At 62.2% G+C, this 15492-nt stretch carries 19 protein-coding genes; 15 read left to right on the plus strand and 4 right to left on the minus strand.

Annotation, left to right across the window (positions count from 1 at the left end):
- The first annotated feature begins 15 nt into the window (after positions 1-15).
- The 9 genes from P0Y64_16790 to P0Y64_16830 all read left to right on the plus strand — a co-directional run bounded on the left by P0Y64_16790 (position 16) and on the right by P0Y64_16830 (position 6404).
- Positions 16-279: a hypothetical protein gene (locus P0Y64_16790; GenBank protein WEK42977.1), complete on the plus strand. Its 264-nt coding sequence runs from the start codon at positions 16-18 to the stop codon at positions 277-279.
- A gap of 1 nt (position 280) precedes the next feature.
- Positions 281-748 carry a DUF4054 domain-containing protein gene (locus P0Y64_16795; protein ID WEK42978.1) on the plus strand — a complete coding sequence of 156 codons (468 nt, stop codon included), beginning with the start codon at positions 281-283 and terminating at the stop codon, positions 746-748.
- Complete coding sequence (locus tag P0Y64_16800) at positions 748-1128, plus strand: hypothetical protein (GenBank protein ID WEK42979.1); 381 nt, start codon at positions 748-750, stop codon at positions 1126-1128. The genes P0Y64_16795 and P0Y64_16800 overlap by 1 nt, the downstream gene beginning before the upstream one ends.
- The gene (locus P0Y64_16805; GenBank protein WEK42980.1) at positions 1125-1535 is read left to right on the plus strand and encodes an HK97 gp10 family phage protein; all 411 of its coding nucleotides are present in this window, start codon (positions 1125-1127) and stop codon (positions 1533-1535) included. Before P0Y64_16800 ends, P0Y64_16805 begins: the two co-directional genes overlap by 4 nt.
- Positions 1536-1582: 47 nt before the next feature.
- Positions 1583-1975 carry a DUF3168 domain-containing protein gene (locus P0Y64_16810; GenBank protein ID WEK42981.1) on the plus strand — a complete coding sequence of 131 codons (393 nt, stop codon included), beginning with the start codon at positions 1583-1585 and terminating at the stop codon, positions 1973-1975.
- A 66-nt stretch (positions 1976-2041) separates the two neighbouring features.
- Positions 2042-2752, plus strand: coding sequence for a phage tail tube protein (locus tag P0Y64_16815; protein ID WEK42982.1), 711 nt, complete (start codon positions 2042-2044; stop codon positions 2750-2752).
- A gap of 3 nt (positions 2753-2755) precedes the next feature.
- A complete protein-coding gene (locus tag P0Y64_16820) occupies positions 2756-3229 on the plus strand; it encodes a gene transfer agent family protein (protein WEK42983.1) in 474 nt (157 codons plus the stop codon).
- A complete protein-coding gene (locus P0Y64_16825; protein WEK42984.1) occupies positions 3226-3414 on the plus strand; it encodes a hypothetical protein in 189 nt (62 codons plus the stop codon). The genes P0Y64_16820 and P0Y64_16825 overlap by 4 nt, the downstream gene beginning before the upstream one ends.
- Positions 3414-6404 carry a hypothetical protein gene (locus P0Y64_16830; GenBank protein ID WEK42985.1) on the plus strand — a complete coding sequence of 997 codons (2991 nt, stop codon included), beginning with the start codon at positions 3414-3416 and terminating at the stop codon, positions 6402-6404. Before P0Y64_16825 ends, P0Y64_16830 begins: the two co-directional genes overlap by 1 nt.
- On the opposite strand, the gene P0Y64_16835 is transcribed toward P0Y64_16830, so the two are convergent.
- From P0Y64_16835 to P0Y64_16845, 3 genes are all read right to left on the minus strand, one after another.
- A complete protein-coding gene (locus P0Y64_16835; GenBank protein ID WEK42986.1) occupies positions 6401-7039 on the minus strand; it encodes a hypothetical protein in 639 nt (212 codons plus the stop codon). The two genes, P0Y64_16830 and P0Y64_16835, sit on opposite strands and share 4 nt — an antisense overlap.
- Positions 7040-7298: 259 nt before the next feature.
- Entirely contained in the window at positions 7299-7601 is a 303-nt protein-coding gene (locus tag P0Y64_16840) for a HigA family addiction module antitoxin (protein WEK42987.1), read from the minus strand.
- The gene (locus tag P0Y64_16845; protein WEK42988.1) at positions 7601-7882 is read right to left on the minus strand and encodes a type II toxin-antitoxin system RelE/ParE family toxin; all 282 of its coding nucleotides are present in this window, start codon (positions 7880-7882) and stop codon (positions 7601-7603) included. The genes P0Y64_16840 and P0Y64_16845 overlap by 1 nt, the downstream gene beginning before the upstream one ends.
- Before the next feature lie 117 nt (positions 7883-7999).
- Between P0Y64_16845 and P0Y64_16850 the strand changes: the two genes are divergently transcribed.
- From P0Y64_16850 to P0Y64_16875, 6 genes are read left to right on the plus strand one after another with little or no spacing between them, the layout of a single operon-like run.
- Positions 8000-8659, plus strand: coding sequence for a hypothetical protein (locus P0Y64_16850; protein ID WEK42989.1), 660 nt, complete (start codon positions 8000-8002; stop codon positions 8657-8659).
- Entirely contained in the window at positions 8656-9204 is a 549-nt protein-coding gene (locus P0Y64_16855; GenBank protein ID WEK42990.1) for a hypothetical protein, read from the plus strand. Before P0Y64_16850 ends, P0Y64_16855 begins: the two co-directional genes overlap by 4 nt.
- A gap of 59 nt (positions 9205-9263) precedes the next feature.
- Positions 9264-9575, plus strand: coding sequence for a hypothetical protein (locus tag P0Y64_16860; GenBank protein WEK42991.1), 312 nt, complete (start codon positions 9264-9266; stop codon positions 9573-9575).
- Positions 9572-12655 carry a hypothetical protein gene (locus tag P0Y64_16865; GenBank protein WEK42992.1) on the plus strand — a complete coding sequence of 1028 codons (3084 nt, stop codon included), beginning with the start codon at positions 9572-9574 and terminating at the stop codon, positions 12653-12655. Before P0Y64_16860 ends, P0Y64_16865 begins: the two co-directional genes overlap by 4 nt.
- Before the next feature lie 46 nt (positions 12656-12701).
- Complete coding sequence (locus P0Y64_16870) at positions 12702-13097, plus strand: hypothetical protein (GenBank protein ID WEK42993.1); 396 nt, start codon at positions 12702-12704, stop codon at positions 13095-13097.
- A complete protein-coding gene (locus P0Y64_16875; GenBank protein WEK42994.1) occupies positions 13094-14854 on the plus strand; it encodes a hypothetical protein in 1761 nt (586 codons plus the stop codon). Before P0Y64_16870 ends, P0Y64_16875 begins: the two co-directional genes overlap by 4 nt.
- A gap of 2 nt (positions 14855-14856) precedes the next feature.
- Here P0Y64_16875 and P0Y64_16880 read toward each other — a convergent pair whose 3' ends face one another.
- Positions 14857-15492, minus strand: coding sequence for an acyltransferase (locus P0Y64_16880; GenBank protein ID WEK42995.1), 636 nt, complete (start codon positions 15490-15492; stop codon positions 14857-14859).

Below are 15492 nucleotides of genomic sequence, written 5' to 3' on the forward strand. Positions count from 1 at the left end.
TTCTTGAGGTGAGACATGGGTGACAAATACACGAACGAGCGCGCATGGTCCGCCCTATCGCTGGGCGGTTCAGCAATCGCCTACACCCCGGCCGACGCCGACCTGCCTATCAACGTGAAGGCGGTGGTGTTCGACGCGGTCGGCAGCATCAGCTTCAAAAACCCCGGCGACACCGCAGCGCGCACCGGTTTCCCGGTCGCTGCCGGATACCCGCTGCCGTTCGTGCCAGCCAGGATCACCGCAATGACCGGCGCCACGACCTGCTGGCTGATCTATTGACGTGCCGGACCTCGCGACCTTCCGCATCCGGTATCCCGCGTTTGCCAACGTGCCCGATGTCACAGTCGAATATTGGCTGACCGACGCAGGTCGCTTCGTTGACGATAGCTGGCCGATCGAGGGCGACCGCGATCCGGCGATGATGGCCGTGGCTGCGCATCATATGATGGCGTCTGCGGTCGCCGGTATTGCCGATGGCGATGTGTCCGGGCTGCTCGCATCCGGCGTCACGCAATTTCAGTCGGGTGGACGGGAAGGTTTCCGGGTCGCGCTCTCCGATGCCGCGATTCAGAGGGCGCTTGCCGGCGGCTACGAGGCATCGCGGCCGGGGCAGGAATATCTCGACCTGCTTTATCGCAACAAGGGCGGTCCTAGATCCACTCTACCGGGCGCGGTCCCCTGCGCGAACGCTGGTTTCAACGGTTTCGCCGGGCCGCTCGGTTATCCCGCCCGCTTCGGGGGCCGCTAATGAACCTCCCCGGCGCGTTCCTCTCGATCGCCAACCGCGTGACCGCCGCCATGGGCGCGCCGTTCTGGGACGGCGAGATAGTCGCGCCTGGCACCGGCGGCGGCTATGACGATGACGGCGTCTACCAGCCCGGTTCACCCCCGTCGCGCCATCCGTGCCGCGTGCAGGTCGATGACGCGACCGAGTTCATGCGCGCCAATGAGGGGTTCGCAGACGGTGACGTGGTGATGATCATCCTGTCCGCCTCGATGGATATCGACCTAAACACCGATATGCGGGTCCAGATCGCATCAGGCCCGCGCGCCGGTATCTGGATGATCTCCCAGCTCGGCCGCGACCCCGCCAGCATCGGGTGGAGTGCGAAGGGGCGCCCAGCATGATCAAGATCGAGGACAGCCACGCCCCCACATTAGCGCGCATCCATCCCGACCTGCTTATCCTCGCTCTCGGCTCGGCATTGGAAGATGGCGCGAAGGCTATCGCGGAGGATGCAGCCTTCTCGATCCGCGACGGCGCGATCAGTGGAGCCGGCCACGTCCCATCTGCACCCGGCCAGCCCCCGAACGCTGACACCCACGACCTCGACCAGAGCATCCATGTCGGCGACCTGATCGAGATGCCCGACCGCATCCAGACGGCGGTGATCGCAGACAGTGACCACGCGCTCTACATGGAGCTTGGGACCTCCACGATCGCCGAGCGCCCATTCATGCGGCCGGCCGTTGAACGCAACCGCCGTAGCGTGATCGAGCGCGTCGCCAGCACCTTTGGCAAGCTGCTCCGCTGATGGCGCAGGACTTCTCACTCCCCGTCCGCCAAGCGGTCATGGCGGCCATGCGTCGCGCGCCCGCGATCCTGTCGCTCATTCCGGCTGGGTCGCAATATCCATCGACCGTGCCCGCGAAGGCCCCCTTCCCGCTCACCCGCTACGGCGCGCCGATCGCGTCGCCGTTCCTCGCTACAGGCCTCGACAGCAGCACGATCCGCTTCACAATTCACAGCTTCACCAAGCCGCTCTACGGTACCGGCGGCGAGTTGATCCGGCCGGCGGAGGATCAGTCGCACCACATCGCGGACGCCATCGCGCAGTCGCTGGGCGGGCGGACACTTGATGTTGGCGGCCACAAGGCGTCTATCGTCTGGATCGGCACGAACCAGCTTCAGGACCCAGCCGAAGCCGACCTTTGGCACGCCGTGGCCAACTTCTCGGCTGACGTGGCGGGGTAGCATCCGCCGTAATCGGGCGAACCCCCACACCTTATCCCTCGCACAAATCCCGAGGGAGCATGCACCATGTCCGCGCCGAAAATTATCAAAGGCCAGTATTTCGATGTCGCGGTTTTCGATCCGAACAACCCCGGCAAGCCAACCATCCTGTGCGGCCTGACCTCGCGTAATTTCACGCACCAGTTCAATACGAACGACGAGTTCATTCGCGATTGTCAGGACCCGAGTGCAGTGCCGTTCCGTGTCGTGAACGTCACTGGCGAGCAGTTCGATATTTCCGGCACCGGGCTTTTTAACCGCGCGCAGGGTGATCTTCTGCGCCGCATCGCGGGCCGATCGATGAAGTATCATTTCATCATGTCGGAGGACGCCGAGGACCCGGTCGATGGCGGCTTCTACGAGGGCAATTTCGTCTGCTCCAACATCCAGTACGGCGCTCAGGATGGCGCGAACGTCACGATCCAGACGACCTTCGTCTCCGATGGCCAGGTGCTTTGGTATCCAGCCCCGCCCGAGGACGTGCTTGACCCGCTCTCGGTGTCTCCGCTGGTAGCCGTGAAGTCGGTGGCGTGGACTGGCACTGTCGCAGGCGCCACCACCGGTTCGACCATCACCGCGACCAGCAGCGACAGCACGGCGCTGACCGTCACCGGCACGAGCATCGCGGGCACCTTCGCAACCGCCGGCAACAAGACTCTTACGATCACGGAAACGCTCGTGGGCGCAACCAATTCGCCGAAAATCACGAAAATCGGCATCAACGTCTCGGCGGCATAACCCGTGCAAACGTGGGTCGATCTCAAGTTCGCGGATGGCGAATACCGGTTCTTCCTCGGGCCGGCGCAAATCCACGAACTTGAGAAGAAGTGCGACGCCGGAATCGGGCGCATCTACGGCCGGACGTTGGCAGGTCGATACGGCTTGAACGAAGGCGACATTCTGCCCGAACAGGCGGACTATCGCTTTGCCGAGTTGATCGAGGTTCTCCGGCAGGCCCTCATCGGCGGTGGTCATTGTGTCGTCGATGGCGTCGCCGCGTCGGTGTCGTCGATCCGTGCCAACGAACTGATCCAGCGCTATGTGCTGTCGCAGGACGATCGCATTGCGATGCGAACGCTATGGGCGCTCGCGGCCGGTATCCTCTCCGCGTTGATCGAGGGGTACGACCCCGACCCAAAAGCCGAGCCGGCCGACGAGCCGGCGACCTCGACCAACGGTTCGACTACGCGGGCGCGCTCACGAACGCAGCAATGATGGGCATCCCGCCATCGGAGTTCAAACGGCTCTCGTGGTGGGAATATCAGGCGCTGGTGGCGACGTGGAGCGCGCGGCACGATCCTGAGGGCACCGCATCTCCGGCGGAAGCCCCTGATGCAGATTTCGTCGCGAAACGACAGGCGCGGCTCGCCAAGCGCGGGCTGGTTAGGACGGTGCACTGATGTCTGAGGTAGTCGATAGCATTATCGCGAGCCTTGAGGTCCGGTTGGGTAATTACGTCCGCGACTTCAACGCGGCGGCGGATGCCCATGAGCGGTTCACCAAAACGCGCCCCGACAAGGTGGGTGAGTTCTCGCCGCAGCAGGTCGAGCAATATGCCAATCGCCACAAGAAGGCGTCGCTGGACATTGTCAAAGGTGAGGAAGACGCGACCGCGAAGGTAACGCGGACCCGCAAGGCGCGTGCTGATGTCGCCGTCGCGCAGGATGAGCGCGAGGTTCGGTCGGCGAAGGTATCGGCCAAGGCAAAGGCGGACGCAGAGATTGCGGAGGCGCAGCGGTCGGCGCGGTATCGTGATGTCGCCGCTCGGGCTGCGACGCGCGGAGGTGTTCGTCAAGCAACAAACTCGTCCATCGGCGCAACGATCGCGCGCGAGGGCAGCGGCCAGCGTTCAATCCCGTCATCTGTGCTGAACGCGGCTCCCGAGGTCGCAGCCGAGCGGGAGATCAATTATCTGCTCGCCGCTCAGGCCGAATTGCAAACCCGCCTCACCTTCGCGCGGGGGCGTGACCGCGACATCATCCGCGAGCAGCTCGGTGAAATCCGACTGCGCACGCAGCTTGAAAAGGCCGGGCTCGACGAGACAGCAATCGCGCTACGGTTGGAAGAACGGCGATTGCTCATCGCCCGCGAGCAGACGGTCCAGAAACGCAGCGATCTAACCCACAACGCTGGTCGGTTCGCGGAAGGCGCCGGCATCGGGCGCTTTGGCGGGTCGGGAGCGGCGGTTGCTGGCATTGCCACGGCCGTTGGCGTTGGTGTCGGGGTCGCAGCGATCAGCAGCGCCATCGAATACGGCAAAGCACTCGACAACCTGTCCAAGCAGCTCGGCATCACGACCGGCGACATGCAAGCGTATCTAAAGATCGCTCATGACACGGGTGTTGAGCAGGCTGCCCTCTCCAGTGCATTCGGCCAGTTCGCCAGCAATCTCGGGCGCGCCCAGCAGGGGAGCCAAGAGCAGGCGAAGGTATTCAAGGCACTCGGCGTTGATATCAAGAACTTCTCATCGGCCGGCGATGCGCTCCCCACCGTGATCGATCGCATCTCTCAGTTGAAAGACCCGCTCCAACGCGCGGCGATCGAGACGCGGCTTTTCGGCGAGGAGGGCCGCAAGCTAGATCCGTTGCTTTCCGGCGGTGCGGCGAAAGTCAGCGCATTGGCCGCATCGTTGCAGGAGACAGGGAAGGCGCTAAGCCAGAAAGAAATTCAGGACCTCGACGAGACGGCCCGCAAACTTGCCGACGTGAAAAACCAACTGTCAGTGGATTTCGCCCGCATCGTTTCCGGGAATGCTGATGCGATCATTGGGTTGGCGGATGCGTTTGGGAAAGTCGCATCCAAGATCACGGGCGCGATCCAGAAATATACCGAGTGGGCCGCTCTTCAGGCGCAAGGCGGCGCACTCGCCTCGTTTACGTCGGACAATGATCGCAAGGGCGCGCGCGACTACCTTCTCAATAGCCGAAGCGGCCGGGTGAAATTGTTCGCCGATGCCGAGACGCGCGAACGCGATCTGACCGCGGGCAACGGTAGCTTCAAAACTGGCGCTGGGGCGCCTTCGTTTGAACAGCAGCGCAATAAGGCGCTTGCAGCCGTCCGCGCCGAAAAGACCGAGATCGCAGCCCGTGAGGCGGCATCTCGGGAGGCCGCGACACCAGATGTTCAGAGTGGCGCCGTCGATCGCAGCCTATTGAGTAAGCTCGGCGCACCAAAGGGTCCGAAGGGCAAATCCGCCGAGCAGTTGGAGCGCGCAGCCGAGCAACGCACCCGCCAGTTCAACGACCAGCTTGCCTCTGCACAGCAGGAGTTCCTCCGCGCTCAGCAGCAGATGACCGGCGACATCGATAAGCGCGCTGATATCGAGCAGCAATTGTTGCAGGCGGCCCATGACGTGCGTCTCGCCGACATCGAGAGCCAGCGGAAGCGGAACGTGCTCGCTGGCGCAGATGCGGGATTGGAAAAGGCCCGAGCCGATCAACTATCGGCGGCGGAAAATCAGGCTCATGCGGCGAACAAAGAGACGATCGAGCAGGAACGCCGTCTCGATAAAGAACGGTCGCTGACGACGGCAGCTTCGACGCTCCTCGATGTGCAACAGACCTTGCTCAGCGCGCAGTTTGGGATGGCGAAGACGATTGCGGAGCGTCGCGATATCGAACTGAAGCTATTGGCGAACGCCAAAGAGCAAGAGCGCACGCGTCTTCAGGGGGTAATTGATTCCGCGAAGCCCGGCGACCCAGCGGCGGCCGATGCGAAAACGCGGCTCGGGACACTCGACCAGCGCTATGATGCGCAACGGCAGGAAGCCAACTATCGCAACCGCAGTCCGCTCGATCAGTATCGCGACAGCCTTCCGCGGACCGCCGACCAAATGAACGAGGCGCTCGACAATGTGAAGGTCAACGGCCTCCGTTCGCTCGATGACGCGATCACGAACAGCATCTCCAAGGTGTTCAAACTCGGCGGGGCGTTCGGCGAGGTCGCCAACCAGATCATCTCGGACCTGATACGCATCGGGGTCGAGCGTGCGATCATTGGGCCGATCGCGGACGCGCTGTTCGGTGGTGCGGGCTCGGGCGGAGCTGGGGGCGCCTTAACCTCAATCCTCGGCGGCCGGGCATCTGGTGGCAATGTGGTGGGCGGAGGCGCCTATATTGTCGGAGAAAATGGCCCCGAAGTCGTGAAATTCGGGCAATCGGGCAAGGTCTATCCGAACGGCTCCATTCCGAACATTGGAGCCGGTGGTGGATCGAGCGTCACTCAGTACATCACGGTCGATGGCCGCAACTCGGTGACGCCGGGCGATTTTGCCAGTCAGATACTGACGCAAGCAAACGCCCACGCGAATCGCGCGGCGGCGATGGCTGGGCGAACAGCGGTGGAAGCGTCGCCAGGGCGGATTACCCGGGTGCAGACGCTGGGGAATTAAGGCTTTGGGGTAAGGTACTTGCGTTGTTCGCGGTCAATAATATGAACGAAAGCTGTGATTTCATTCGCTGGAATCACGCTGTCGACGTTCGAGCCGGATTGCCCAAAAATTCGATACTGCAATGAAGGTTGAAGCGGATTGGCAGGATTCCATTGTGCGGCAATTTCGCGGAGCGCGCTTAAGTCGACGGAGAAAACTAGATCTTGGTAATGCGTGCACCCGTACCTACCGCATGAAACATCATTTGAAGTCTCAGACACTCGGGATTCCCGAACGCCGCCGCCGGTATCGTATGTCGCCTTTTCAAATCTGTCGAAGCCACGGCCGCCGTATTTCGCGATATGGTACTCCTGCGCCGTTACGACCCCGCTCTTTTTGTCAACGAAGGCGCGCAGGAAGCTATCCTCGTTGGTAGTGCTCGCCAACAGACCCTTGCTGACAATTGACGTGACGCCATAGCTGCTAATGGTCACATCTGTGTCTAGGTTGTCCCCTGTGATTTTGAACAGAGACTCCAGATTTTCGGGAGAGCGAGAGACGAGCGCCACAATTTGCGCCTCGTTTCGACTTTGCGCTTCGCCCAACGCCGGCACGAGCAGCGTCGCTATCCCGACGATGCCAAGCAATGATTTCATACCACCCATCCCCCGTCACCCCACGCTAGCGGCGCGGGTGGGCGGAGGTCAATCGCAAGTCAGGGAGTCGAGCAGGCAGGTGGCCCTTCTTCGTTATCAATCATAGCCTTAGCGCGAACGATAGCGACGGCTTCCCCCTCGCTCGCGTTTGCCTCAGCAACTATGGACATCGGCCGGATTGATCCAGGCCGGAAAATCAGCGCCGACCAGCCTCCGGCGCTTCGGGTTTTGATCGTGTAACCGCGATAATTAGTGGTGTTCACGCGGCCATCTCCAGCCGCGCGACGTGGATATCGCCCTCATGCGCGCGAGCCTGCGCCAGTTCATAGGCGGTTTGCATCCGCATGAGCGTGTCCGCCTTGACGCCGAACGCCTTCTCGAACCGGATCGCCATGTCCGCCGTCAAGGCCGCGTGCCCGTGAAGAAGGTTGCTGAGCGCCTGCCGCGAGACACCGAAATGCGCAGCCAGCGCCTTCACGTTCACGGCATAAGGCTCAACGAACTGGCGCTTGAGCCACGGGCCGGGATGGACGTGGACCGAGGGGTGAATCTTGATAGCCATCAGTGATAATCCTCCAGATCAAGGTCGCCGATTGTCGCGTCGTCGATCTTGGTGAATGCCAAACGCCAGTTCCGCGTGACCGTCATCGCAAAGGTGCCCTTGCGGTCGCCGGTCAGCGCATGGAAGCCGAAGTTCGGCGGGGTTGCCAATTCGTCGAACGCGGAAGCCGCGGCGATGAAGGCGACCATATCCAACACCCGCTCAGGCTCGATTACGCCTTTCGTCGAGCCGTTCTCGACGAGCTTGCGCAGCGCCTTGTCCCGGATGCTCTCGATTTCCATGTGTCAAGTTATACGTGACACGGCTGTCCGTGTCAAGCTCTGCTTGACGCGATCGACATCCTCGCGCCTTTCCATCCGCCGTAATGCTCCCACTCCCCGCTCCGTATACCACTCAGCGTGTCCGCCCCCGTCCACCTGTGCCGCTACCAGTTTCAGGACGTGGATTTCCGCCGCGTCGGCACGACCACGGATGGCGGGACATCCCTTTCCGGCATCAGCGAACCGATCGAGACGGACGGCGGCGGCTATTGGCGCGGCGACTTCACGAATGGCCGCACTCGCACGAAGGCCGATGGCCTCGCGTGGCGTGCGCTGATCGAGAGTTTTGATGGCGGCGCGATTCCGGCCGATATCGTCGTCTGCGATACCTTCTTCCAGCCTGAGAATTGGGCGCACGGTCACCATTATGATCCGGGCGCGCCGGCTGACGCCCTCCCCGCGTCAGGCAACACTTATACCTCCAGCGCGGCGGCGCTACGGGCAACGTCGATCGCCATCGCCTGCCCCGATCCGTCACAACTTCAGGCCGGGCAGATATTCAGCATCGCACATCCTCACTGGGGCAACCGCGCCTACCGCATCATCGCATGGGACGGCACCACCGCGAAAATCCGGCCGCCGCTGCGTGAAGCTGTCACCGCCGCGACGCCACTGGAGTTCTACTCGCCCCGCTGCCGGATGCGCTACGTGCCACAGGACGCAGCCAACCCGACCAACCTCGGCAAATTCCAGACCTGCAACATCACTCTGGTCGAAGACATGCGGAAGCCCGCGTGAGGGAGAGCTACGGCCTCCGCATTGAATGTGCGCCAGTCGCTCGCGTCTGGAGCGGTGTCGGCGATCTGGTCATCCCGGCCGATATCGTGGAGGCATCGCCCGCGCTGTATCTCGGCGGCGGCGAATTGCTCAGCGCGCCGGACTTCCAGCAACTCATCAACGGCACCGCCGAACGGCTCAATATCACGGTGTCGGGCGTGACTGCGGAGTCCCAGCGGCTCGCGCTTGAGGATGCGCCGACCGTGAAGGGCGCGCGGGTCCACCTCGTCCGGTTCGATTTCGATGACGATTGGCAGCTTGTCGGCGTCGAGTATGAGGCTGTTTTTCGCGCCGACACCATCACCACGAGCAACGACCAATCGGCGGATGGCCGGACGCGGACGATCACGCTGTCGATCGGCACAGAGAACACCGACCGCTCGCGGGCACCGTGCGCGTTCTGGACAGACGCAGATCAGCGGCGTCGATCGCCGACCGATCGCTTCTTCGACCACGTTGCGGGGATCACTTCAGGCACCTCGCGGCGCTTCGGGCCGAACGATTGAAGCTCGGGGAATTCCTCCAGCGCGAGTGCGCAAACAGCGGTCCGTGGAACTGCTCCACGATGGAGGCTGATTGGGCCATCTTGCGTGGCCATCCCGATTTCGCGACGAAATGGCGCGGCACGATCGATCCAGAGGAGTGCGAGGCAGCGCAGGATGTTCCCGGCGGTCTTGTCGCGCTGTGGGATAAGGGAATCGGCAAAGCGCTCGCCGTCGTGGAGCAACCAGAGTCCGGCGATATCGCGGTCGTTGCGGCCGGCGGCATCGAGGTAGGCGCGATCTTCACCGGCGAGCGCTGGGCCATCCGTGGACAGCGGACAGTCCACTTCCTCGCGCCCGATATGGTCACCGCACGTAAGGTCTGGCGCCTGTGAGCAAGGCGATCAGCACCATCCTCACAGTTGTGTCGATCGCCGCATTGGCGGTGGTAACAGCCGGTGTCGGCCTGGGCGTCGCAGCAGGACTGAGCGTCGGCGCCAGCATCTCTGGCGTCGCTGCCTATATCGGAATTTCCAGCAGCCTCCTGATCGGCGCGGCGCTCGGCGGTCTTTCATTCCTGATCGGCGGCCCATCAGCTCCCAAGCCCGAACAAACCGAAACCGCAATCAAATCCCCCACCCCCACCCGCATCAGCGGGTACGGTCGGCAGCGCCTGTATATCGCCTATGCGCTTTACACGACGGCGCGCGACGGGACGGCTTTTGACGTGGGCGCATTCCACGATGGGCAGATCGACGCGATCGAAACCTATTATCTCGGCGATAAGAAGGTTGCTCCGAACGGCGCAGGATGGGTGCCGAAGGGCTCGGCCGGCGAATGGGGCTCGAACCTAGTCCGCATCGGAACCACGCTTGGCGCGGCCACGAATACCGCGTTCAGCTACGTCGCCTCGGCGCTCCCCGACCAGTGGACCACTGACCATCGCGGCGACGGCGTTGTCACCGGCTACGTCCGCTGGGGCACGACGAAGGCGAAGGACTTCCAAGAGGTCTATCCGAATGGCGGCCCGAACGCCTCGCCGCTCAGCCTCGCGATGCGGCTCCAGCTTGTGTTCGATTGGCGCGACGCGACGCAGAACATCAACAACCCGCTAACGTGGAAGTGGTCGGAGAATGCATGCCTCCACCTCGCGCATTATCTGCTCATCCGCGATAGCAAGGATTGGGCGACGCACTTCGTGCCTACCCTCTCCTACTGGACGGCGGCGGCAAACGATTGCGACAGTGCGGTCCCGTTGCGCGGCGTCCATGCGGTCCTTCTGGCAGATGCCAAGCACGGCGTGGTCTTGATCTCGGTCAGCACCACCAACGGCCTGACTATCGGCGGCCAGATCACGGTTTCCGCGACGGGCAACACGTCGCTTGCTGAAACGCGCACGGTGACCGGTATTGCTGGCAGCACGGTGATGTTGTCGAGCACCCTTTCGAACGATCACCCGAGCGGGTCGCAGGTAAGCTGGCTCGGCAACGGCGCATCCGAGCCGCGCTATCGTAGCTGCGTCGTCCACAAGCACACTGACGCCCATAAGGATGTGATCTCCAACCTGCTCGGGTGCTTCGACGGCTGGCTCGCGCCTCGGGCTGACGGCGCGCTCGTCGTCTATTCCGGCCGGTATATTGCTCCGACGGTTGAGATCGGCCCCGATGAGATTGTCTCCTACTCGCTGCAAGATGGCGTGGATGAGGAAAGCTCGGTCAACCAGATCACGATCACCTACATCTCCGCGAACCACGATTTCAGTGCCGTCGATACCGATGCCTGGGAAGACACCGACGACATCGCCGTACGCGGCAAGGTGTTGGCGGACACGCTGGAGGTCCAGACTCCGAGTTTCTCGCAGAACCGGCGGCTGGCGAAACGCAAGATGGCGCGCGTCATGGCCCCAAAGCGTGGGCAAATCACCACCAACTTCCTCGGCCGAAAGGTGCGTGGGCAGCGCTTTATCCGCGTCAACCTGACCGATGCCGGCACGACGTTCTATGCCGGTCCGGCCGAGATCACAAAGCTGGTGCGCAACATCTCAACCGGCGGTGTCACGCTGGAATGGGTCGCGGCCGATCCGAACGTCGATGCGTGGAACCCCGCGACGGAAGAGGGTTCGCCGGCGCCTGTCGGTAATCGTGTCGCAACGGAGCCGCTCGTCGCCCCGACGATCATCAGCGCGACGGCGGACTTCGCGGCTGTCTCCGACGATGGGACTGGCGTGCGAATCACGATTGTCGCCTCCGGCCTGAACCGCGCAGACGTTGTGTGGTCGGCACGGTGGCGCACTGTCGGATCGGCGTCGTGGAATGAGGCGCCCTACCCCGACCTAGATCCCGGCGCATCGGTGACGATCGAAACTGGCTTCGTCCCGACAAGTGCGACTGTTGAAGTCGCAGTCGCGTATTCGACCGGGGACGGCAGAGTGTCGCCATGGAGCGCCTCGTCATCCGTGGTTACCAAGACTGACGCAACGCCACCAGACGATGCCACGACCATATCCGTGGTGAGCTGGTCGGACACACTGACGCTGGCTACCGATCGGATTGCCCGAGCCTCATCTTACCGCTGGCGCATCTATGCGGATAACGGCACCTCACTTATCCGCACCGTCGTCACGACGACGCCACAGGTCGGGTACACATCCGGGCAGGCCGCGACTGATGGCGCGCGCCGATCGTACATTATCCGTGTCGCTGGTGTGAATGCGGCAGGCGCTGGCGTTGAGGCGAGCACCGGCACCATCACACTTGCGGCCCCCGCCGCCGTCACTGGTGTGTCTGCGACCGGCGGAGCCAATGAGGGTCAGGTCTCTTTCACGCTGTTGTCTGCGTCGAACATCGCTGGATATCTCATCCCGGTCGCGAACGTCGCCAGCTTCGATCCAATGACGCAAGGGCAGATATTCAGAAATCTCGGCGCGTCCCCGGCCTATATCCAAGGCCTTGCAGCAGGAACCTTCTATACAAAGGTTGCCGCATATGACGCTTGGAGCGACCTCCCCGCCCTTCTCAACTTCTCCGCCGAAGCGAGCTTTGCGATCACGGCGGGTGGTGGCGGAACTGGCGGCGGTGGTGGCGGCGGTGGCGGCGGATATTGCCCGGAAGTCGACACACTAATCCTACTGGCGAACGATGCGGCGAATGGGCCCGGAGCCCAGAAACGCGCTGGCGATCTTACAGTTGGCGATTTGGTGTGGACCCAGCACGAGGAAACGATGGCATGGGACGCCTATTCCGTCGAGGCGATCGAGATCGTGTCGGAGCCAGTGTTTGCCGCGGATATCGGGATTGCCCGGATGCGTGCCACTCCGGGGCACCGCGTGTGGCGGGGCGGCGGGTGGGTGCGATTCGACGCGATCGGAGCGCCTGATGGTGAGGCGCGGGTTGCGCGGATCACTGTCACCGAAGCGCACACCTATGTTTCCAACGGTGTGCTCAGCCACAACATCAAGAGTGGCGACATTCCCTAACTCATCCGCCGTAATGCTTGGCGCGCCCACGCCATAGACGGCTACCATGACCCCTTGGACCGTCGATCTCGTCGCTGACCGCTGGACACCGTTCGCCGACAGCTTCCAGTTTCCGGCTGGTGTCGATCTGACAGGGGCGACGCTTCGGGCGCAGGTTCGAGGGTATCGCGACGCCCCCGGAGCGCCGTTGGTCGATCTCAGTAATGCAGCGCTTGGAATGCAGGGGCTTTCGGTCACGACGACTGTCGATAACGAAACCAGCATCGCCACCTCCACGGTCGGCATGGCGATAAACGAAGTCGCCATCGAGAGCCTCGTTAAGACGAACCCGACCGGCGGCGATCTCTGCCTCGTCTGGGATTTGCACATCTCGCTGGCTGGCTTTGACAAGCGCCGTTGGATCGCTGGGGCATTCACCATTCGCGCAGGGGCGACGCAATGACGCTGCATATTCTGGACATCATTGAGGACCGTAAGGTCGCACGGCAGTTCGGCTTGTCGATAGTGGATGAGCAGCTAGCGCCAACGCTACGTTTCCCGGTCGGCGAGCGCGCAACCACGTTGCCCAGGGCAGCCGAGCGAAAGGGGATGGTTCTTTCGTTCGACCCTGACACCGGCGCCGTCGCGCTGGAGACGCCCGGGTCGTTCGCTAAGGGGGATACCGGCCCCTCCAACAACACCCGCACCTCGCTCGCGCAGCTAAAAGCCGCCGCGACCACCGACCTGACGAGCCTTTACGACGGCTCGCTGTGGACGTGGACGCCGGGAGATTTCACCAGCCAGGCCGATGACGTGAACATCGTGAAGGCGAATAGCACACCGCTGACGATGGGCGCGTGGGTGCGCAATTCACCGCGTCGCACCGATTTGGCGGCACCGACAGGCTCATCGCTGATCGGCTCCAAGAACACCGGCACCGGTTCAATCACCCGCTCGATGCAGGATGTCGTCCGCGATCTGCCGCTCAATCCGCGCGACTATGGGGCGATCGGCGACGGCTATTACCACCCACTAAGCGAGCGGTTCGGTACGCTCGCCGCAGCGCAGGCGCTGTATCCGTTTGCGACCGCGCTAACCCAATCGCTCGACTGGACTGGCATTCAAGCTGCGCTCAATGAAGCTGGGCGGGACGTGAATCGTCGCGGCGCGGTGCGATTGCCGCTGGGGTATTTTATCCCAAGCGATAGTCTGAAGATTCCGAACTTTGTTACGTTCGAGGGGGAAAGCCGTCATGGCTCGGTGCTGCTCAACCAGGGCGTGCCTCTTAACGCGCCGCAGATTGTAAATGCCGATCCAGCCAGCGCGGTGTACATCAATATCGGAAACCTGACGTGCTTCGGCGGCACACACGCAGTGAAACTGTCCGTTACCGGCGAAGTCTCAAAAATTTGGATGTCGGACATCTTCACGGCGCTGCAAACTGAGCGTTGTTTCGAAGCCAACAAACAGGTGCAGTCCAGCACTTTCACCAACTGCACGTTCGACGCCAGCAACATAGCAAGTAACTGCTTCCGCTCATCATCCGGGGTAAACAACAATAATACCTTTATCGCCTGCGATTTCCTAAACGCGACCGACGCGCATTTCTTTTTAGATTCAGGGGCTGGGCTCTCTTTTGTCGGTTGTCGCTTCGAAGGCGGCGGCGGCTCCTCCTTCGACGGAAAGCGCACGCTGCAATTCAACGCGGTCAACGCCGTCACATTCAGTGGCTGCTATTTCGAGGCGACGCACGAATATCTGTTCGAGAGTGCATCATCCAGCCCGCTCGTGTTTGACGGCTGCGCGATATTTGGCGCGGCCGATAGCGGCGACCTGCAACCTTATAAGATTATTGGTCAGGCAGTTTTCGGCAGCAGCTATTTCTACAAGCAGACCACGTTCGGTTCCGGGGTTGCGCAAACCGGCGCAAATACGAACCTTGTCCTGCCGCCCGCCACGATCACGAGCGCCGCAAACATCACCATCCCGTTCGGGCGCGACGTGGTAGCGAAGGTGACTGGGGCGACGAACATCACCTCCTTTTCGCTGGCCCCCGACGACACCGGTCGCCGCGTTACGCTCATTTTTGCCGGCGTGCTCACGCTCACCGATGGTTTCAATCTCAAGCTAGCCGGAAATTTCGTCACGTCGGCCGATGATACGATCACGCTCTACTGCGATGGCACCAACTGGATCGAGCTCGGGCGGAGCGTGAACTGATGTTAGGCAACCAGTCGCTCAGCGATGAGGGCTTCCAGTTCCAGGACGCGCTTGCTGCGAGCCTTGATGCGACGCGCGGGGTTCCCGTGATAGATTCCCCAGCTTTCGAGTGGCTTTGTCACGAGGCTGAGCGCGCCGACCGAGACGCCATCTCCAAGATCGCAGCCCGGAAGGATCACCGAACCCGATCCAATAACGCAATGGCGGCCAATCACTATTGGTTCGCATCTGCCTCCGCGAAGCGAGGAAGGAGCGCACGGCCCTGTCATCCAGCGCCCGGTATAGTCGTCGCTGGCGGTGTAAATACGGACACCCTGCGAGCAGCCGGAGAATCGGCCGAAGGTAAGATCCGCACCAACGCACAGGTGGCTCCCGCCCCCGATATGGTTTCGGCCATGCAATATCAGCTTGCCGCTCGTGGCGATGATATGGACGCCGCTGTCAATCCGACTGTGGTCTCCCAGTTCGATATTCTCGAGGCCGATGATCGTGCAATCCTTGGAGACCTGCACATTCTCGCCGACACGCGCAAAGCCAAAGCCGCGCAGTTCCTCGGAGTTGTAAAACCCCGGATCAAACGGGTTTTTCATTCCCCGAATGTGCCGGTCTCGGCCCTCCCCGTCCAGCGAAAATGTCAT

It is taken from the genome of Candidatus Sphingomonas colombiensis (genome assembly GCA_029202845.1).
Taxonomy (GTDB): domain Bacteria; phylum Pseudomonadota; class Alphaproteobacteria; order Sphingomonadales; family Sphingomonadaceae; genus Sphingomonas; species Sphingomonas colombiensis.